Consider the following 18579-nt stretch of genomic DNA (forward strand, 5'->3'; position numbering starts at 1 on the left):
CGTCCAGGGTTTGTGACACTTTGTCATGAAAGACCTGGCAACACATTGGGGTGAAGCGTGACGTCGTTCTCCGAGACCTTGAAGAACGCCACTTGGAGCGATCACGAGTCGGCTGAGGACGAGAGCTACCTCAAAGAGCTGATGAGCGGCCGGTTGAGCGAGCACGACTACGGCGAGCTCGTCGCCCAGCACTACTTCGCCTACCTCGCCCTCGACGGCGCCGCCAAGGCACTGGCCGAACACCCGGTGGCCGGCCGGTTCGTCTTCCCGGAGCTCTATCGGGAGCAGGCGCTGGAGCGCGACCTGCGGACCGTCTACGGTGCCGGCTGGCGCGACCGGATCGTGCCCTCGAAGGCGACCCGGACCCTGGTGGCGCGGATCGAGCAGGTGGCCGACTGGCCGGGCGGTTATATCGCCCACCACTACACCCGCTACATGGGCGACCTGTCGGGCGGGCAGTTCATCCGGATGGAGCTGCAGAAGATCTACGGCTACCAGAAGGGCGGCGGGGTCGACTTCTACCTGTTCGACGAGGTCGGCAGCCTGCCCCGATTCAAGAGCGAATATCGCGCCCGCCTCGACGCGCTGCCTTTCGGCGAGCGGGAGCAGCATCACGTGATCCGTGAGGTCAAGCTGGCCTACCAGCTCAACACCGAGGTACTCGGCGAGCTGCTCCACGTGGTCAAGGCCGCCGCGTAGGGCACACCACCGCACCTCTCGACCACCGGTAGCAAAGGCACCATAACCATCGGTTGCACCGGCACCATCAGTTGCATCGGCACCCTCTGTAACACCGTAGCCACGGCACCATCGGCACCACGCGTACCACCGCGTACGGCACACCACCGGATTGGCCACACTGCACAACTGCCGGTGAAAATGCGAGGGACTGTGGGACGAAGAATGCGAGAGGACGCGGGGTGCCGAGCGGGTCTCAGTGTCCGCCGAGCGGGTCTCAGTGTCCGCCGCTAGTGGGCTGATCGCGCCGCCTTCCAGCGGCCGGTCCGCCGCCAACGGTACGTGATCGCGCCGTCTTCCAAGGGCTGGTCCATCCAGCACCTCTCGTACGCGAAGTCCGGCCTATAGAAGTCGGCCTATAGCGGGATGGACACCGGCCTACCATGGACGCATGCCCCGCATCTCCGCAGCCACCATCGGTGAGCACCGAGCCCAGACGCGTGATCGCATCCTCGAGGCCGTCGCCCGCCTGTCGAGGGTGCAGGGGATCGACGCCATCTCCATGACGGACGTGGCGAACGAGGCCGAGATCACCCGGACCGTCCTCTACAACTACTACCCGGACAAGGCCGCCCTGCTGCTGGCCTTCACCGAGCGGGTCACCAGCTACTTCATCCAAAGCTACGAGCAGGAGCTGCCGGCCGTCGCCTCCCCCGCCGACCGGCTGCGGGTGTTCGTCCGGCTGCAGCTGACCGGCCTGCTGGCGCACCCGCACCCTGGAGCAGCGGATCTCAGCGCCGCCCTCGGCCCTGACGCCTACCAGCAGCTCGCCGAGCACGTGGCGCCCATGCAGCGCATCCTGGTGGAGATCTTGGAGAGCGGGATCGAGTCGGCCGATTTCCAGGTGGTCGACGTCGAGGCGACGGCCCGAATGATCATCGCGGTGATCGGCGCGGAGCGGGTGCCTCTGATCAGCGGCGCGGTGACCGTCGAGGCGGCGGGCGAGTTGGTGACGGGCTTCGTGCTCAGGGCTCTGGGCGCTGAGAGCCCTGGGAGCACCTCACCTTCTGAAAGCCCTGCGGAGCGCCTCACCTTCTGAGAGCCCTGGGCAACGCCTCTCGTCAACTTGACCCGGCCCGTCCACGACAGATCGCGGTGAATTGTCGGTCCTCCTCACTACCTTCGAGGTAGATCACCGAGGAGGTTCGCATGTTCCGTCAGGGAGACATCCTGATCGTTCCGGTCGCCGAGGACTCGGTGCCCAACCATCTGAAATCCGCACCATCCGCGCCCCGTGACGCGCGCGGTCGCCTCGTGCTCGCGCTCGGCGAGGCCACCGGCCATACCCACGCCATCCCGGGCCCGGGGACGTTGCTGGTCGATCGGGGCTCGTCCTATCTGCGCCTGCCCTTGGGTGGGCGGCTGGTCCATGAGGAGCATGCCGAGATCTCGCTGCCCAAGGGGTGGTTCCGGGTGGTCAGGCAGCGCGAATACGTCCCGGGTGCCTACCGGCTCGTCGCCGACTGACAGTGGCTCTGTGGGTGAGCCTCCCACCGTGGCCTGGCCCAGCCGGCTGACCTTGGGTCGTCAATGGGAGCCGCCCATCCGTTTCGCGCCGCCATACCCCACCCCCCGATCCAGGAGCACTTCATCGATGACGACTACTGATGTGTCCGCATTCGTCTCCGCCGAGATGGCGACCCGGCTGACCGGGACCGCGTCCGCCTGGGAAGAGATCGCGTTCGCGAGTGGCCCGGCCGACCGCGCCGAGGCCGAGGCGGGCGTCCGGTCCGCCTATCAGGCCGTGGGGCTGGCGGAGCCTGACCATATCGTCTGGCTCTCCTCCCCTGCCCAGGGTGCGGTCGCGGCGGCTCTCCTCACGGGCGGCGCGGCGGTCCGCGACACCTTCGACTCGATCGGGCTGGGGCGGGTGACGGACGAGGTCAGCGCCCAGTTCTCCGGAGTTGGCGAGACTGGGCCGTCCGTCCGGGAGCTCGTACGCACCGGGCCCTGGGAGCGGGCCCGGGCGGAGGTGGTCGCGACACTTGGTGTCCACGCCTGGCCGCACGCCTGGCAGCTCACCGGCGCCCGTCTCTGGCCCGGCGTCCACCGTCTGGTGAACGACATCCGCACAGGCATCGCCGCGTCGGCAAGCGCGGCGAGCACGGCGGCAAGCACGCCAGGCGCGGCGGACGGTGGCGACGACGGGGCCGCGGCGGTCGATGATGACGTGGACGATGCCGTGACAGAGGCGGCGGCGTTGCTCCGGCAGGCCACTCTCGATGCCGTGTTCGGTCAGCAGGACGCGCCGTGGCTGGCGCTGTTCGACGGGCTCGACGGCGACGCTCGACACGTCACGTCGCTCGACGGGCTGATGCGGGTGGCGAGGGCGGCAGGATGGTGGTGGCCGTTCGAGCGGGCGGCCGTACTGTGTGAGCGCCCTGTCTCGATGCACCGCGACGACCTTGGCCGCCTGCATCGGGCCACCGGTCCCGCGCTGGCGTTCGCCGACGGGTTCGCACTGTACGGCTGGCATGGCATGCCGGTCCCCGCCGACTTCGGGGCCGCCATGGCGGACCTCACGCCCGAGCGCATCCGGCAGGAGGAGAACGCCGAGTTGCGCCGCGTCATGCTGGAGCATTTCGGCTTTGACCGCTACCTCACCGAGTCGGCTGCCACGCCGGTCCAACGGGACGCGGCGGGCGTGCTGTGGCGGCTGGAACTGCCCGACGACGAGCCGCTGGCGATGGTCGAGGTGGTCAACTCCACGCCGGAGCCCGACGGCACCAGCCGGACCTACTTCCTGCGGGTGCCGCCGTGGACCAGGACGGCGCAGGAGGGCGTGGCCTGGACGTTCGGGCTGGCGGAGGGCGACTACCGACCCGAACGGGAGACGTGACCGGCCTCGCCGGTGCGGGCCTCTCTCGCGATCCCCGCCATGGCCGATGATCCCCGCCATGGCCTGGTGATCCCCGACCGGTGCCCGGAGGCCGGTCCCTCTCGGGATCGGCCTCGCATGGTCATCCCAAGGCGGTGTCCTTGGGTGGCCAGCCCGCTGGGATGCGTTCGAGGACTCCCCCGGAGAACGTGTCGTACAAGCCCAACGGCTCCAGGTGCACATATCCGATATGGCAATCGCAAGAGCCCATTGGGCAGCCCCTGGGCCGCAAAGCCGCCAGCGCCGTACCGTCGTAGAGGTTGCCCAGGCGATCCGGCACGAAGTGGCAGCGCCGCACCTCCCCCTCACCGTCCACGGAGATCACGCTCTCCCCGGTACGACAGCGCAGACCACCACTGGTGTGCGGGTGGCGGCTGTAGGCGAACAGGGGATCAAGGGCGGTCCAGCCCGCCGCCTCCGTGTCCGTGTAGGAGCTGCCCTCGGCCGCGTTGATCCAGAGGTACACCTCCGGTGGAAGGGCGGCCCGCAGGAGGCGTGCGGGTGTGAGGTGCTCGGGGAGGCCGACAACGCCGACACTGTAGCGGACGCCCTTCGCTGACAATTCACGGCAGCTGGCGAGAAACCGGTCATGTGCCACCTGGCCGGGGTGGTAGGTGGTCCAGAGCGCCAGCGTGTCGAGATCGGCGTCGTCGAGCCAGCGGGTGCGGCCACTGAGGTTCGTCTGGATGGCCACGCGCGACACGTGTTCGAGGTGGCTGAGATCGACCATCGCCCGTCGATACCAAGACCTGACCAGGCCTTCCCCCCACGGCGTGAACAGCACTGAGATGCCGAACCGCTGCGCCGACACCCAGGCGGTGAAGCGTTCGAGCGCCGCCCGGTCGGCCCGCAGTTGGGCGGGGGTGTCTCGGCGCTTGGCGAACGGGCAGTACGGGCAGTCGTAGTCGCAGCTCGCCAAGGGGCCGCGATAGAGGATGGTCAGGTCAGCGCTGGTCATAGGAGTCCATCAGCTCTCGTACGCGGGCGGAGAACAGGGCCGGGCCGATGGCGTCGGAATGGGCGAGGCCCTCGGGGGTGAGCCTGATGCGTTCGGCCCCCGATTCGAGCCAGCCCCGGTCCGCGAAGCCGGACAGATCGAAGTCGTCGAGTACGTCGGCGCCGAACCGCTCTTTGTACGCCGACCGATCGAGGCCCTCCGCCTGGAGGAGCGACTGCAGGAGGTGACGGCGGCGGCGCTCGGGGCCGTCCAGTTCGAAGCCGACGTTGGCGTGGGCGAACGACTCCTGGGGCAGCCGTACGTAGTCGTCGATGATGGCCCGCACGTGGCGGACGGCCACCGCGTACTCGAAGGAGTAGTGCAGGCGAGAGGTGTAGGAGCGGGCACCGCAGCCGAGGCCGATCATGCCGTCGCGCTGGCAGCAGTATTCGACGCCCGCGGGGGCGTCAGCCGGTAGGCGGAACATGCGCATCGACACCTGCTCGTAGCCTGCCGCGAGCAGATGGTCGCGGCCTGCTCGGTAGAGGGCGAGCCGCTGGTCGTCCCAGTCGCGCCGCCGCAGCCCGAGCCCGGTCAGCGGCCGCACGTACAGGGGATACAGATACATCTCCTCCGGCCGCCAGGCCAGCGCGGCGTCCAGCGAATAGCGCCACGACGTCTCCGTCTGCCCATCGATGCCGTAGATGAGGTCCATGTTGAGGGTCGGCACCCCGGACGTCCGGATGGCGGCCAGCGCCCGCTCGACCTCGGTCCGGCGCTGGGGCCGTACCGCCGCCCTGGCCTCGGCGTCGATGAAGCTCTGCACGCCGATCGACAGCCTGGTCACGCCGCGTGACGCGAGCACGGCGAGGCGGTCGGGAGTGGCGGTGGCAGGCGAGGTTTCCACGCCGAGCGGGATCGCCTGGAAGTCGGCGCCCAGAATGCGTTCGGCCAGGTCGAAGAGCCTGGTCAGCTCGGCGGCCGACAGATAGGTGGGGGTGCCGCCGCCGATGGCCGCCGTGGCGAAGCGGGCCTCGGGGATGGCTTCCCGAATGGCCGAGGCCTGGCGTTCGAGGGCGTCGAGGTAGGCGGCGACCAGGTGTTCCGGCGCGCCGGTCCTGGTGAACAGGTTGCAGAATCCACATCGCATCTCGCAGAACGGGATGTGCAGGTACAGAAAAAGCGCCTCGGTCCGCTCGCCCGCCCACACTTCGCGGAGCGGCGGCCGGGGCTCCAGGGGACGGTAGGCGGTCTTGTGCGGATAAGCGTAGACATATCCCTCGTACGGGGTCATCGCCACGTTCCCTTCCCAAGCATGAACTCCCCATAAGGCACGGTCCACACCACCTCATGGCCGATGCGATGGCCCACATGCCCGTCCTCGCCGTACGCGGTGCCGTGGTCGGAACAGACGATGGCCAGACACGGCCGCCGCGCGCTCATCAGCGCGAACAGCCGGCCGATGTGCCGGTCGACGTAGGCGAGGGCAGCGGCCTGGCTGGCCGGGCCGTCGGCGGTGGCGGCCGGCAGGTAGAAGTGGTTGGGCTGGTGGAGCGCGGAGACGTTCACGAACAGGAACACCGGCCCCTCACGGCTCTCGACGACGCGCGCCGCCCGGTCGATTTGCCGTTCGAATGAGTCAGGTGCCGTCACGCCGAACTCCGGCTCCCAGTGCGACTCGGCGAACAGGTCCGGCAATGAGGAGCCGAGCGGGGTCCGCTTGTTGAAGAAACCGACGCCACCGACACAGATCGTGTGATAGCCCGCCTGAGCCAGGCCGGCGGGCAGATCCGCGGCATTGAAGCACCAGGTGCCCTCGGCGGTGGTCTCGCTGCCCGGGAACGCGGCGGCGAACAGCCGGGGGTGCGGTCCCGGCGTGACCGGAGTCGGCAGGAAACCGGCCAGCATCGCCGCGTGGGCCGCGTAGGTGAAGCTTCCCGGCGTGTGCCGCCGCTCCCATACCCCGCCCGGCAGGGCTCGCGCCAGGTTGGGCAGCCGTCCGGCCGCGAGCGCCTCGGCGGCGACGTCGTAGCGCAGCGTGTCGAGCGTGACGAGCAGCAGGTCGTGCGTCCCGATCACCGCGCGCATGTCCCTCATCCGGCCCCCTCGAGGCATCCTGCCCGCTCGAAGAACACGGTCCTCTCGAAGACACCCGGGTCCCCGAATGCCCTCACGCCGCCTGCCTCAGTGCCAGCGCCACCTGCGCGTCGTAGGTGTCGAGCCCGTCGGCTCCACTGCCCGGCAACCCCATAAGGCCCGGCAGCAGGTCTCCGAACGCGTTGACCTCCGCCACCGCGAACCGCCGCCGATCGACCCCGATCAGGAGATCCACCCCCACCGCCGGACTGCCGGGGAAGCAGGCGGCGGCCCTGGCGCAGACGTCCATGGCGCGCGCCCACCCGGTCTCGCCGAGCGCCGACCGCACCTCGCCGAGGTCTCCGCGCGCGCCGCCGAGGTGGAGGTTCGTCATAGGAGCGAGGCTGGTTCGCACGACCGCGTGCGTCGGCCGCCCGCCGGTCACGACGACTCTGAGATCGAACACCCGCCCGCCGATCGACGCCTTGGGGAACCACCGCTCCACATGAAGCCCATCGGGGTCCAACGCGTCGATGATGGCCGCGACGGAAGGTTCGTCCTCGTAGGAGCGGACTCGCAGGGAATTGTGAAGCTCCGGCCCGAGCTCGACAGAGGTAACCGCCTTGACCCGGTCTCCGTGGGCCTCCACCGCGATGACCCCAGAGGCGGATGAGCCGTGAGCGGGCTTGACGAACACCCTGCTCCACCCGGCCGCACGCATCCGCGCCCGCAACCCGGCATAGCCGCCGATAGACCCACTGAGCGGACCACGAACAGAGCCCTCATCACGCTCACCGGCAGGCAGCGCGAGAGGCACCGGCACCCCGGCCGCCAGCAGCCGGGCGTGGCAGCGCCGTTTGTCGAACATCACCGCGATCTCCGCCACATCCCCGAGCAGCCGGGCTCCAGGGGTACGCGCCACCGCCTCCCGTACGGACCTCAGGCCGCGCACGAACGCCGCGTGCCACGCCGCGCCCCCGCCGACGCGGGTCGGATCGCCCGGCCCGCGCAGCAGCGCGTCCGTGGCGGCGTCCTCCCCCGGCGACTCGACTCGTACGAGCGCTCCGCGGGGCAGACCCAGCCACCAGGGCCGCCGCGCCGAGCCCGGATGGGACGACCCGCCGGTCAGCACGTCGGACCAGGCGACCACGTACGGCTCGGGCAGCCCGTGACGTTCAAGAGCGGCGGCGAACAGGCGGACCCGCCGATCCCCAGGAGTACCGACGACGGCGAAGGCGGGCACGCTCACTCCGACACCGCGACGTAGCGCCAGTCCTCGTCATCCTCATTCTCCTGCAAGTCCGACAAGTCGAGCCGGACCTCCGGCAGGGCGGCCTGGAGCCGGGCCATCATAGGCTCGCTCAACCAGTGGTGGCTGAGGTCGAGGCTGCGCAGGTGGGTCAGCGGCTGCCCCGACAGCAGCGCCTCGGCGCCCTCGTCGGTCAGCACGCCCATCGACAGATTGAGTGACTCCAGCCGCACGACGATCGGCGCGGCGGCCACGGCGGCGGCCACCTCGTCCTGCCGGTCGCTGTCCTGGAGGCCGAGGTGGCGCAGCGCGGGCAGGCCGGAGCCGGCCAGGATCCCGGCCCAGTCGCCGGGTCCGGAGTCGCCGGAATAGTGCTCCGTGCCGAGCCAGAGCTCCAGGTGGCGCAGCGCGGGGAACGAGCTCTCACCGACCGCGTGAACCACTCCGGCGGGCAGCCCGCCGCACTCGAACCGCAGGACCTCCAGCCCGGCGTGCACGATGGGCTGGAGCTGCAGCCCATCGCTGCCGCGCACGTCGAGCCGCTTCAGCCGCGGATAGGCCGCGAGCAGCGGCGTGATGTCGCCCTGACTGATCCAGGAGAGTTCGGACTCCTCCGAGACGATGTCGCCCAGAAAGACCGCCTCCAGCGCGGGCAGCAGGTCGGCGACCCCGGCCAGCGCCTCGACCGCGACGTCCGCCGGGGAGTCGTAGTCGGGACCCCACTGTCCGACCACGATCGCCCGGATGCGCGTGCCGTCGACCCGGCTCAACAGGTCATCGAGGTCCTCCCGGAGCGACGGCGCGTCCGATTCTCCGTAGGGAGACATTCCGGTGACGCGCCAGGCGGCGTCGGCGGGCAGCTCTTCGCCGTCCTCCCGATCACAGACCGGTAAGTCGTAGAAGGACGGGAGATGCTGGTGGAAGGACAACTGGGCTCCTCTCATCGGGGGGAGCTCAGATGTACCAGAAAGAGGTGACAAGATTGCCTTTATGCAGGACGACCACGTAGCGCTCAAATCCGCCCGAGGGCGCTGGATCCTGGCGGCCACCGTGCTGGGCTCCGGGATGGCCATGCTCGACAGCACCGTGGTGAACGTCGCGCTGCCCTTCCTCGGCGACGACCTCGACGCGGACATGGCCGGCCTGCAGTGGACGATCAACGCCTACACGCTCACCCTGGCCGGGCTGATCCTTCTGGGCGGCTCGCTCGGTGATCGCTACGGCAGGCGCAAGGTGTTCCTGATCGGCACGGTCTGGTTCGCGCTGGCCTCGGCGCTGTGCGGGCTCTCGCCGAACGTCGAGTTCCTGGTGGCCGCCCGCGCGCTGCAAGGCGTCGGCGGCGCGCTGCTCACCCCGGGGTCGCTGGCGATCATCCAGGCGTCGTTCGTCAGGGACGACCGGCCGCGCGCGGTCGGCGCCTGGTCGGGGCTGGGTGGGGTGGCCGCCGCGATCGGTCCGCTGCTGGGCGGGGTGCTGGTGCAGACGGCGGGCTGGCGGTGGGCGTTCCTGCTCAACCTGCCGGTCGCGGCGCTGGTCGTGCTGGTCACGGTGCGGCACGTGCCCGAGAGCAGGGACGAGCAGGCCGCGGGCCGGTTCGACGTGCTGGGCGCGGTGCTGGCGGCGCTGGCCCTGGCCTTCCTCACCTACGGCCTGATCGAGAAGGGGGCGACGATCCCGCTGGTGGTGGGGGTGGCGCTGGGCGTGGCGTTCGTGGTGCTGGAGAAGCGAAGGTCCCCCGACGCGCTGGTGCCGGTGAGCATCTTCCGTGACCGGGTGTTCACGGCCGTGAACGTGGTGACGCTGATCATGTACGCGGCCATGGGCGTGGTGTTCTTCCTGCTCGTCGTGCAGTTGCAGGTGGTGTCCGGGTTCGCGGCGACCCCGGCCGGGCTGTCGCTGCTGCCGACGACGATCCTGATGCTGCTGCTGTCGGCGCGCGCCGGTGAGGTGGCCAAGCGCTACGGCCCGCGCTGGCCCATGACGATCGGCATCCTGGTGGCCGGACTCGGGTTCCTCCTGATGAGCACGATCGGCTTCGGCGCCTCGTACGTTCTTCAGGTCATCCCCGCGGTCACGGTGTTCGGGCTCGGTCTGTCGGCGGCGGTGGCGCCGCTGACCGCGACCGTGCTGGCCACGGTCGAAGAGCGCCACGCGGGTACGGCCAGCGGCGTCAACAACGCGGTGGCCCGCACCGGCAGCCTGCTCGCGGTGGCCGCGGTGCCACCCCTGGTCGGCCTGGTCGGCGACGCCTTCAAGAACCCGCCCGTCTTCAACGCGGGCTTCCACACCGCGATGCTGATCAGCGCCGCGATGATGGTCGTCGCGGCACTGATCACCTTCCTGACGATCAGAAGGAACGTCCTGGCCCCGGAAGAGCAGCTCAGAACGTGAAGCCCTGACTGCGGACGCTGTTGTCGAAGTTGGACAGCAGCAGCTCCGGCTCGCCGACCGCGCGGATCTCCGGCAACCTGGTCAGCAGCACCCGGAACATCGTCCGCATCTCCTGCCTGGCCAGGTTGGCGCCCAGGCAGAAGTGCGGGCCCGGCCCGCCGAAGCCGACGTGCGGCTTGGTCTCGCGGGTGATGTCGAAGCTGTCGGGATCGGGGAAGACGGTCTCGTCGCGGTTGGCCGAGCCGTAGAAGAGGACCACCTTGTCGCCCTTCTTCAGCTCCAGGCCGCGCAGGGAGTAGTCCTGGGTCAGCGTGCGCCGGAACTGCATGATCGGCGACACGTAGCGGACCATCTCCTCGATCGCGTTGCCGATGCGGCCGTCGAAGTCCTCCATCAGCAGGTCGCGCTGCGCGGGGTTGTCGGTGAGCAGCTTGATGCCGTGGGCCATCGTGTTGCGCGCGGTCTCGTTGCCCGCCACCAGGAGCAGGGCGAAGAAGGAGCCGAGCTCGCGGTCGGTGAGCTTCTCGCCGTCGGGGTTGGCGGTGACCAGCAGGGACACCAGGTCGCCTTGTGGATCGGCGGCCCGCTCGTGCCCCAGCTTGATCACCATGCGCTGGAGGGCGAGGAGGGCCAGCATGTTCTGGCCGGCGAGCTGAACGCTGCGGACCAGGCTGGGGCGTACGCCGGTGTAGGCGGTGGAGACGTCGACGTGTTCGTGGACCTTCGCCCGCAGGTCGTCGGGGATGCCCATCATGTCGCAGATGACGTGGATAGGGAGCCGGGCCGCGACCTGGCCGACGAAGTCGCGCGGGCCCTGCTCGAGGACGTCGTCGACGATCCGCTCGCACGCGGCCTCGATGTCGTCCTGCAGACCGGAGAGCATGCGCGGACTGAACGAGCGGGTGACGATGCGCCGCAGCCGGGCGTGGCGCGGGTCGTCCATATTGACCATCGACTCGCCGAACACCTGCTTGACCCAGCCGGGCGGCTCCGGGTTGGTGACGGCGGGCTCGCTGGAGAAGACCTTGGCGTCACGGCTGGCCTCGACCACGTCCGCGTGCCTGACCAGGGCGTAGAAGCCGCTGCCTGACCGGAGGAAGGGCACCTTCTTCTCCGGGAAGAACACGGGATGCTCTAATTGCCGGAGTCTGGCGAACGCCTCATGCCGGGCCTTGGGGGCCTGGCGCCAGAAACCCAGATCCGCGAGGTCGATGTCCACCCGCCTATCCTGGCACGTTCCCGTAGCGTTAAGACCTGGTTCGGCCGGGGTGGAAATACCTACCGGTATGAACGCACTGCTAGCCGCCTGCCTGGTTCTTCCCCTCGTTTCGGGTACGAGCCACGCCGCGGCTCCGTCGTGTGGCGGATCCCCTTCCGACTTCGACGGCGACGGCCGTCCCGATCTTGCGGTGGCCGCCCCCTACGACAACCGGCGGGCCGGCTCCGTGACAGTCGTCTACGGCAGCGGGCGCAAGGAGAAGCTGACCCAGGAGGGCGCCGAGCCTGGTGACTCGTTCGGCTCGGCGCTCGCGGTGGGCGACTTCAACGGAGACGGATGCGCCGACCTGGCGGTGGGCGTGTCAGAGGAGTTCGTGGGCGAGCGCGTGCCGGGGGCCGACGGCAACGGCGTCGTCGAGCTGTTCCACGGCTCGCCCACGGGCCTGCGGCCGGGCAAGGAGCTGGCGCCGGCGAAGCCGTCGAGCGACCGGTTCGGGGCGTCGCTGGCCGCCGGCGACTTCGACGGCGACGGCCGCGACGAGCTCGCGGTGGGCGCCCCTGGCCACCGTACCGGCGGGGGCGTCACGATCTACTGGATGAAGGGCCGCAAGCCGTACCAGATCACCCAGAAGACCCCCTGGGTACGGCAGGCGGCAAGCGTGACGGACCAGTGGGGCGCGGCCCTGGCGACCGGCGACTTCAACGGCGACGGACGCGCCGAGCTGGCCGTGGGCGCGCCCGCCGACAGCGTCACCCAGGACGGCCAGGGCTCCGTCACCGTCATCGACGTACGGGGCCGGCGGGCCGGGCTCCTCACCCAGAGCAGCCCCGGGATCAAGGGCTCGGCGGAGAAGTGGGACGCCTTCGGGGCGGCACTGACGACCGGCGACTTCGACGCCGACGGGCACGACGACCTGGCCGTCGGCGTACCCGGCGAAGGGCTGAGCGCCAACCAGCGGGCGATGGACTACGGCGACGGGGCCGTGCACGTCCTGTACGGGAGCGGGAGCGCGCTGCTGCGCGGCGCCCGGTCGGAGATGTGGACGCAACGGCTGCTCAAGGGCACGCCCCGGTACTACGACCGGTTCGGCGCCGCGCTGGCGGCCGGGGACTTCAACGGCGACGGCGACGACGAGCTGGCCGTCGGCGTACCCGGAGAGAAGGGGGTCCAAGTGCTGGCCGGGGCCAGGAAGGGCGGGCTGACGAAGGACGGCAACCTGCTCATCAAGGGCAAGGGGCGCGACTTCGGCGCGTCCCTTGCCGCGCTGCCCGCGCTCGGCGGGCGCTACCGGCAGCTCACCAAGGAGCGTCCGCTGTACGGGCTGGTGGTGGCGGCGCCGGACCAGGGCAAGGTGCTGTACGTGCCCGGCTCGCGTCAGGCGGGCCTGCGGCCCGGCCTGCTCCCGGGAAAGGTCCGCGAGCTGAGCAGCGGCCCCGGCCTGTACGGCTACGCGTTCGGCTGATCCCAGCCTGAGAGGCGGGGCGATACACACTTGTCGCCGATGGGAAGACCCGCGGGAAACTCCCTCCCCACGGGCCTGTCGCCGCCGGCGGGTTCGACGTGGGAGGTCACGGTCGGTACTCCCGGTTGAGGTCGGCCGCCGACACACCGGACAGTGCCTTGCCCAGAGTCGGAACGGCGGCGATGAGCCTGCGTGTGTAGGAGTGTTGCGGTTGCTCGTACACCTGCTCCGTGGACCCGATCTCCACGATCTCCCCGTCATGCATGACCGCGACCCGGTCGCACACATGACGTACCACGGACAGGTCGTGGGAGACGAAGACCAGCGTGAGGGACAGCTCGTCGACGAGGTCGGCGATGAGGTTGAGCACCTGGGCCCGTACGGACACGTCCAGGGCGCTCACCGGCTCGTCGGCCACGATGATCTTCGGACGGGGGGCGAGAGCGCGCGCGATCGAGATGCGCTGCCGCTGGCCGCCGGAGAACTGGTGTGGATACCGGTCCGCCGCGTCGGCTCGCAGGCCGACGGCCTCGAGCAACTCGGCCACCCGCTCCTTGCGATTGCGGTGCCCCTGCGCGACGAGCGGCTCGGCCACGATGTCGCCGACGCGCATGCGCGGGTCCAGCGAACTCATCGGGTCCTGGAAGACGAGTTGGAGCCGCTCGCGGACGAACCGGAGCCGGCTCTCCCGGAGCCCGGTGATGTCCCGGCCGTCGATCGCGACGCTGCCGCTGGTGGGGCGGTCGAGCCCGGCCAGAATGCGCAGCAGGGTCGATTTGCCGCACCCCGACTCACCCACGATGCCGAACCGTTGCCCCTGGGGGACGGCGAAGCTGACGCCGCGCAGGGCGTGCACCGGCGGGCTGGGGTGGCGCAGCGAGGTACGCGGCCGTCGGTAGTCGCGCGTGACGTCACGGACGCTGATGGCGTCCGCGGGGCCGGTCTGCGACCCGGGTGCGAGGGGGGCGCTGGTCGGCTGCTCAGCCACGGCCGGCCTCCTGGTTCATGGGGGTGCCGGTCCCGCGTGCGCCGCTCTCGGAGACCGGGTGGAAGCAGGCGTAGCCGGAGTCCGGCCCGGTAGGGACCCATTCCGGCCTGGTGGCGCATACGTCGGTCGCCTGAGCGCATCTGTTTCTGAAGACGCATCCGGCGGGGAAGCGGCCCGCCGGCGGAACCGACCCGCCGATCGTGGCCAGCCGACCGCGGTCGTCGACCATGGTCAGGTCCGACGCGCCGATCAGGCCCTGGGTGTAGCGGTGCCGGGGGCGCGTGAACACCTCCCGGACCGGGCCGGACTCGATCAACCGCCCGCCGTACATGACCATGACCCGCTCGCAGACGGTGGCCACCACGGCCAGGTCGTGGGTGATGAAGAGCATGGCCGACTCGCGTTCCTGGACACCCCGCACGATCAGGTCGAGCACCCGCGCCTGCACCGTGACGTCGAGCGCGGTGGTGGGTTCGTCGCAGACCAGGAGCGCGGGGTCGTTCGCCAGGGCGATGGCCAGCACCACCCGCTGCCGCTGGCCTCCGGAGAACTGGTGCGGGTAGGCGGTCGCGGCGGCCGCGGGATCGGGCAGCCCCACCTGGGCGAGCAGTTCCACGGCGGCGGCTTGAGCGGAGGCGCGGTCGGGCCTGGTCCGGTGGATCAGCAGCACCTCGGCGATCTGCCGCCCGACCCTCATCGTGGGGTTCAGAGCGGTCATGGGCTCCTGGAAGACCATGGCGATCTCTTTGCCCCGCACCCGGGACATCCGCGCCTCGTCGGCACCCACCAGGTCGTGGTCGACTCCGGCGAGCCGCACCGAACCCGTGGCCGAGAGCCCTTCAGGGAGCAGCCCCATGACGCTCAGCGCGGTCAGCGACTTCCCCGACCCCGATTCACCGATCAGACCGACCCGCTCGCCGGCCCGGATGGTGAAGTCGACATCTTCGAGGAGTTTGAGGCCGCCCACCGCGACGTCGAGATTCCGCACGGCCAGGACGTCGTCCGGCCCGGAGGCCGGTGCCGTGTCAGGTGCCGGGGTCATCGGCGGTCCTCCAGCTTGGGGTCGAAACGGTCGCGCAGGCCGTCACCGAGCAGGTTGAATCCGAGCACCGCCACCGCGATCGCGATGCCCGGGAACACGGCGAGCCGGGGAGCGGACCACAACATCTCCTGGCTCTCCTGCAGCATCCGGCCCCAGGACGGTACCGGGGGCGGGGTGCCGAAGCCCAGGAAGGACAGCGCGGCTTCGGCGAGTACGGCGATGGCGAAACCGACCGACGACTGGACGATGACGAGACTGCTGACGTTGGGCAGGACATGCCGCAGGCCGATCGAGAACGGCCTGCGGCCCGCCGCGCGCGCCGCGATGACGTATTCGGTCTTCATGACCTGCAGCGTGCCGCTGCGGGTCAGCCGGGCGAAATGGGGGATGGACGCGATGCCGATGGCGACCATCGCGACCAGCGTGCTGGCGCCGTACACGGCGGCGAACATGATGGTCAGCAGGAGCGCCGGGAAGGCGAGAAGCAGGTCATTGCCGCGCATCAGGAACTCGCCGAACCAGCGGGGCGCCATCCCGGCGACGATGCCGAGGGGCACCCCGACCAGGGCGGCGACTCCCACCGCCACGAAGCCGACGAACAGCGTGGTGCGCGAGCCCACCAGGATCTGGCTGAACACGTCGCGGCCGAATTTGTCCGTGCCGAACCAGTACTCCAGCGACGGCTTCCGCAGCCGCGCCAAGGCGTTCACCAGGGTCGGGTCGTGCGGGGTCCACACGAAGGACAGCAGCGCCATGCCGAGCACGACCGAGACGATGAGACCGCCCACCAGAAGGCTGCCTGTTATCGGGCGGCGCCGCCGACGGCCGTCGGGCACCGTGGACGCGCCAGCGGCTTCGGTGTCTGGAGCGCTCATGACGCACCCGCCCTGAGACGCGGGTCGATCATCAGGTAGATCACGTCCACCAGGAAGTTCACCAGCAGCACCGCCATTGCGATGATCATGACCACGTCCTGCACCATGATGAGGTCCCGGTTGGAGACGCTGTCCAGCAGCAGGCTCCCGAGCCCGGGGATGACGAAGACCCGTTCGATGACGACCGCGCCCACCAGCAGCGTGGCAAGCTGCAACGCCATGACGGTGACCACGGGCACCGCCGCGTTCCGCAGGCCGTGCCGCAGCAGCGCCCGCGTCGGGCGAAGTCCTTTGGCGCGAGCGGTGCGCAGATAGTCCTCCCGGAGGACGTCGAGCACGGCGCTGCGGACGTAGCGGGTGAGCACCGCCCCCTGCACCAGGCCGAGGGACAACGCGGGCAGCACCAGCTGTTTGAGGAACAGGACCGGATCCTGCGCCGGGGGTGTCCAGCCGTTCGCCGGCAGCCACCCGAGCCCCACCGCGAACACGGTGATCAGGAGGATGCCCGCGAGGAAGGCCGGGACGGCCACGCCGACTTGGGACAGGGCCGAGAGAATGAGCCCGGACGGCCTGCGGTGCCGCATGGCCATGAGCGTGGCCATGGGGACCGCCAGGACGCAGGCGAGCACCATCGCGGTGCCGACGAGCCACAGGGTGACCAGAAGGCGGTCGGCGATCTGCGGGCCGATCGGCGTGTGTGAGATGTAGGAGTTCCCCGGGTCGAAGGTCACCAGTCCGTGTACCCAGCTGAGGTACTGGGCCGCGAGCGGCCGGTTGAGCCCGAACTCCGCGCGCAGTTGCGCCACCGCCGTGTCCGACGCGTTGACGCCGAGGGCGACACGGGCCGGATCCCCTGGCAGCACCGCCATGAACGCGAACACCATCACGGAGCTCGCGACAAGGCTGGCCAGGAGGATCGCGACTCGCTGCACCAGACGGACGATCATCGGTTGACGCCGCCTTTCACGAGCGGCCCAGACCGGTGAGATCCAGTGACTCGGAGACGGAGTTCACGGGCAGGCCGGTGATGTCCTTGTCCGCCACCATCAGGTTCGGCAGCAGGAACAGCCAGTCGGCCGCGGCGTCCTTGGACAGCAGCCGGGCGGCCTCCCGCATATGGGCGATCTCCTGCTCCTGAGTGCCCTCGTCCGCCTTCTTCAGCAACGCGCGGAATTCAGGGTTGTCGTAGCGGGTGTAGTAGGTCTTGTTCCCGAACACCGTATAGATGTCGCGGGGCTCCACATGGGAGATGATGGACATGTCATAGTCGGCGTTCTTGAACACGGTGGTCAGCCAGGCGGCGGGAAACTCCAGCTGGTCGAGCTCGACCTTGAACCCGGCCTGTTCGAGCTGGCTCTTGACCACGGTGCCGCAGGCGGTGGCATAAGGCAGCGTCGGAAGCCGCAGCCGCAGCGTAGTGCCGGCCTCGCCGGACTCCTCAAGGAGCTTCTTGGCCTTGCTGATGTCGTACGGATACTCGTTCGCGAGGTCCTCGTACCACGGGTCGGTCGGCGGGACCATGCTGCCGATGAGCTTGCCGCGGCCTGCCCAGCAGGTGTCCACCAGGGCTTTGTGGTCGATGGCGTAGCGGACCGCCTGGCGGGCCTTCAGATTCTTCAGCGGGCCCGAGCCGTTGTTGAAGGAGAGGACCACCTCGCCGTTGGTCGAGCCCTCGATGATCTGGTACTTCGGGTTGTTCTGGAACCGGTCCAGAGCATCCGGGGGCTGCATCGTGCCGATCACGTTGATGGTGCCCGTGAGCAGCGCGTTGTGCATGGCCGTCGGGTCCTTGAAGTACTTGAGGGTGACCGATGCGAAGTGCGGTTTGGGCCCCCAGTAGCCATCATTACGGGCCAGCGTGATCGAGTCGCCGCGGGTCCACGACTTCAGCGCGTACGGGCCGGTGCCCACCGGCTCGGTGGCCAGCTTGCTCACGCCGGTCCGGCTGAACATCGCGCCTACGCGGGTGGTCATCCAGTACAGCCAGTTGTTGCTCGGCTCTTTCAGGGTGACCTTCAGTTCGGTGGGCGACACCGCCTGCACCGTGTCGACGACGTCCATCCGGGACTTCAGCGCTATCGTCCAGCCGGAGGTGACGCGTTCAATGGAGAACTTGGCGTCCTCGGCCGTGAACGGTGCGCCATTGCTGAACTTGGCGTCCTTCACCAACTGGAACGTGTAGGTCTTGCGGTCCTTGGACAGGGTCCACGACGTGGCCAGATCGGGCTCTATCTTCCCGGACTGGTCCGCCTTCACCAGGTTCTCGTAGACGTTGTAGAGCAGCGCCTGCGGAATGGCCGCACCTTCGGTTTTGGTGAAGTCGAGGTTGGCCGGCTCGGCGACGAGGCCGATCTTCAGGGTGTCGCCCGCAGGGCCGCCGGTGCTGTTTCCCGCTGTCGTGGACCCGGCCGAGCAGGCTGTCAGCAGCAGCGATGCGAGCGCGGCCGCGACCGTCCCGATGTGCCGCGTCCGCTGCTTGTTAGGTTTCATAGGTTCTACCCCCTGGCTTTCCATCGTGTTCAGGACGGCGGAGGTCACGTCGGCTGTGGTGGCGTTGCCGCCGAGGTCGGCAGTGTGGTGCCTGGCATGATGCGCCGCCCGCTCGATGGCGCGACGGGAGTGCACGGCGAGCCGCACGACCTTGGTGTCCCTCGTCATAGACGCCACCTTTCGCTATGACTGGCCTGACCAGTAAGCTCACTTGCAGGTACCGTGGCGACTGAA

At 69.5% G+C, this 18579-nt stretch carries 17 protein-coding genes; 6 read left to right on the forward strand and 11 right to left on the reverse strand.

Going from position 1 to position 18579, the window contains the following annotated elements; genetic code table 11:
• Nucleotides 1-57 precede the first annotated feature (57 nt).
• The 4 genes from AB0L53_RS00380 (at nt 58) to AB0L53_RS00395 (ending at nt 3577) form a co-directional block, all read left to right on the forward strand.
• The gene (locus tag AB0L53_RS00380; RefSeq protein WP_363988217.1) at nt 58-699 is read left to right on the forward strand and encodes a biliverdin-producing heme oxygenase; all 642 of its coding nucleotides are present in this window, start codon (nt 58-60) and stop codon (nt 697-699) included.
• Nucleotides 700-1129: 430 nt separating this feature from the next.
• Complete coding sequence (locus AB0L53_RS00385; RefSeq protein ID WP_363988220.1) at nt 1130-1777, forward strand: TetR/AcrR family transcriptional regulator; 648 nt, start codon at nt 1130-1132, stop codon at nt 1775-1777.
• Between the two features lie 110 nt (nt 1778-1887).
• Nucleotides 1888-2205 (forward strand): hypothetical protein, encoded by a 318-nt coding sequence (locus AB0L53_RS00390; RefSeq protein ID WP_363988223.1) that lies wholly within the window; start codon nt 1888-1890, stop codon nt 2203-2205.
• 127 nt (nt 2206-2332) lie between these two features.
• Nucleotides 2333-3577 (forward strand): DUF6745 domain-containing protein, encoded by a 1245-nt coding sequence (locus AB0L53_RS00395; RefSeq protein ID WP_363988225.1) that lies wholly within the window; start codon nt 2333-2335, stop codon nt 3575-3577.
• 121 nt (nt 3578-3698) lie between these two features.
• Here the strand turns inward: AB0L53_RS00395 and AB0L53_RS00400 are convergent, their stop codons facing one another.
• The 5 genes from AB0L53_RS00400 to AB0L53_RS00420 all read right to left on the reverse strand — a co-directional run bounded on the left by AB0L53_RS00400 (nt 3699) and on the right by AB0L53_RS00420 (nt 8807).
• Nucleotides 3699-4574, reverse strand: a complete 876-nt coding sequence (locus AB0L53_RS00400; RefSeq protein ID WP_363988228.1) for an STM4011 family radical SAM protein — start codon at nt 4572-4574, stop codon at nt 3699-3701.
• On the reverse strand, nt 4561-5847 hold the full coding sequence (locus AB0L53_RS00405; protein WP_363988231.1) for an STM4012 family radical SAM protein: 1287 nt from the start codon (nt 5845-5847) through the stop codon (nt 4561-4563). The genes AB0L53_RS00400 and AB0L53_RS00405 overlap by 14 nt, the downstream gene beginning before the upstream one ends.
• On the reverse strand, nt 5844-6641 hold the full coding sequence (locus AB0L53_RS00410) for an STM4013/SEN3800 family hydrolase (protein ID WP_363990298.1): 798 nt from the start codon (nt 6639-6641) through the stop codon (nt 5844-5846). The genes AB0L53_RS00405 and AB0L53_RS00410 overlap by 4 nt, the downstream gene beginning before the upstream one ends.
• An 82-nt stretch (nt 6642-6723) precedes the next feature.
• Nucleotides 6724-7878 (reverse strand): STM4014 family protein, encoded by a 1155-nt coding sequence (locus AB0L53_RS00415; protein WP_363988234.1) that lies wholly within the window; start codon nt 7876-7878, stop codon nt 6724-6726.
• A complete protein-coding gene (locus tag AB0L53_RS00420) occupies nt 7875-8807 on the reverse strand; it encodes an STM4015 family protein (protein WP_363988236.1) in 933 nt (310 codons plus the stop codon). Before AB0L53_RS00420 ends, AB0L53_RS00415 begins: the two co-directional genes overlap by 4 nt.
• A gap of 61 nt (nt 8808-8868) precedes the next feature.
• Here AB0L53_RS00420 and AB0L53_RS00425 point away from each other — a divergent pair, with 61 nt between their 5' ends.
• The gene (locus AB0L53_RS00425; RefSeq protein WP_363988239.1) at nt 8869-10269 is read left to right on the forward strand and encodes an MFS transporter; all 1401 of its coding nucleotides are present in this window, start codon (nt 8869-8871) and stop codon (nt 10267-10269) included.
• Here the strand turns inward: AB0L53_RS00425 and AB0L53_RS00430 are convergent.
• Nucleotides 10259-11488: a cytochrome P450 gene (locus tag AB0L53_RS00430; RefSeq protein WP_363988242.1), complete on the reverse strand. Its 1230-nt coding sequence runs from the start codon at nt 11486-11488 to the stop codon at nt 10259-10261. The genes AB0L53_RS00425 and AB0L53_RS00430 overlap by 11 nt on opposite strands.
• 67 nt (nt 11489-11555) lie before the next feature.
• Here AB0L53_RS00430 and AB0L53_RS00435 point away from each other — a divergent pair, with 67 nt between their 5' ends.
• Complete coding sequence (locus tag AB0L53_RS00435) at nt 11556-12950, forward strand: FG-GAP and VCBS repeat-containing protein (protein WP_363988245.1); 1395 nt, start codon at nt 11556-11558, stop codon at nt 12948-12950.
• 106 nt (nt 12951-13056) lie between these two features.
• Here the strand turns inward: AB0L53_RS00435 and AB0L53_RS00440 are convergent, their stop codons facing one another.
• From AB0L53_RS00440 to AB0L53_RS00460, 5 genes are read right to left on the reverse strand one after another with little or no spacing between them, the layout of a single operon-like run.
• Nucleotides 13057-13938 carry an ATP-binding cassette domain-containing protein gene (locus tag AB0L53_RS00440; RefSeq protein WP_363988247.1) on the reverse strand — a complete coding sequence of 294 codons (882 nt, stop codon included), beginning with the start codon at nt 13936-13938 and terminating at the stop codon, nt 13057-13059.
• Entirely contained in the window at nt 13931-14980 is a 1050-nt protein-coding gene (locus tag AB0L53_RS00445) for an ABC transporter ATP-binding protein (RefSeq protein ID WP_363988250.1), read from the reverse strand. Before AB0L53_RS00445 ends, AB0L53_RS00440 begins: the two co-directional genes overlap by 8 nt.
• On the reverse strand, nt 14977-15855 hold the full coding sequence (locus AB0L53_RS00450) for an ABC transporter permease (protein ID WP_363988253.1): 879 nt from the start codon (nt 15853-15855) through the stop codon (nt 14977-14979). The genes AB0L53_RS00445 and AB0L53_RS00450 overlap by 4 nt, the downstream gene beginning before the upstream one ends.
• On the reverse strand, nt 15852-16802 hold the full coding sequence (locus AB0L53_RS00455) for an ABC transporter permease (protein WP_363988256.1): 951 nt from the start codon (nt 16800-16802) through the stop codon (nt 15852-15854). The genes AB0L53_RS00450 and AB0L53_RS00455 overlap by 4 nt, the downstream gene beginning before the upstream one ends.
• Before the next feature lie 16 nt (nt 16803-16818).
• A complete protein-coding gene (locus AB0L53_RS00460) occupies nt 16819-18513 on the reverse strand; it encodes an ABC transporter substrate-binding protein (protein ID WP_363988259.1) in 1695 nt (564 codons plus the stop codon).
• Between the last annotated feature and the right edge of the window lie 66 nt (nt 18514-18579).

The organism is Nonomuraea sp. NPDC052129 (assembly GCF_040680095.1).
Classification (GTDB): domain Bacteria; phylum Actinomycetota; class Actinomycetes; order Streptosporangiales; family Streptosporangiaceae; genus Nonomuraea.

Bases quoted from the DNA above. Each gene is read 5' to 3' on its own strand.
- AB0L53_RS00385 (WP_363988220.1), top strand. From the start codon at position 1,130: ATGCCCCGCATCTCCGCAGCCACCATCGGTGAGCACCGAGCCCAGACG.
- AB0L53_RS00390 (WP_363988223.1), top strand. From the start codon at position 1,888: ATGTTCCGTCAGGGAGACATCCTGATCGTTCCGGTCGCCGAGGACTCG.
- AB0L53_RS00395 (WP_363988225.1), top strand. From the start codon at position 2,333: ATGACGACTACTGATGTGTCCGCATTCGTCTCCGCCGAGATGGCGACC.
- AB0L53_RS00400 (WP_363988228.1), bottom strand. From the start codon at position 4,574: ATGACCAGCGCTGACCTGACCATCCTCTATCGCGGCCCCTTGGCGAGC.
- AB0L53_RS00405 (WP_363988231.1), bottom strand. From the start codon at position 5,847: ATGACCCCGTACGAGGGATATGTCTACGCTTATCCGCACAAGACCGCC.
- AB0L53_RS00410 (WP_363990298.1), bottom strand. From the start codon at position 6,641: ATGCGCGCGGTGATCGGGACGCACGACCTGCTGCTCGTCACGCTCGAC.
- AB0L53_RS00425 (WP_363988239.1), top strand. From the start codon at position 8,869: ATGCAGGACGACCACGTAGCGCTCAAATCCGCCCGAGGGCGCTGGATC.
- AB0L53_RS00435 (WP_363988245.1), top strand. From the start codon at position 11,556: ATGAACGCACTGCTAGCCGCCTGCCTGGTTCTTCCCCTCGTTTCGGGT.
- AB0L53_RS00445 (WP_363988250.1), bottom strand. From the start codon at position 14,980: ATGACCCCGGCACCTGACACGGCACCGGCCTCCGGGCCGGACGACGTC.
- AB0L53_RS00450 (WP_363988253.1), bottom strand. From the start codon at position 15,855: ATGAGCGCTCCAGACACCGAAGCCGCTGGCGCGTCCACGGTGCCCGAC.
- AB0L53_RS00455 (WP_363988256.1), bottom strand. From the start codon at position 16,802: ATGATCGTCCGTCTGGTGCAGCGAGTCGCGATCCTCCTGGCCAGCCTT.
- AB0L53_RS00460 (WP_363988259.1), bottom strand. From the start codon at position 18,513: ATGACGAGGGACACCAAGGTCGTGCGGCTCGCCGTGCACTCCCGTCGC.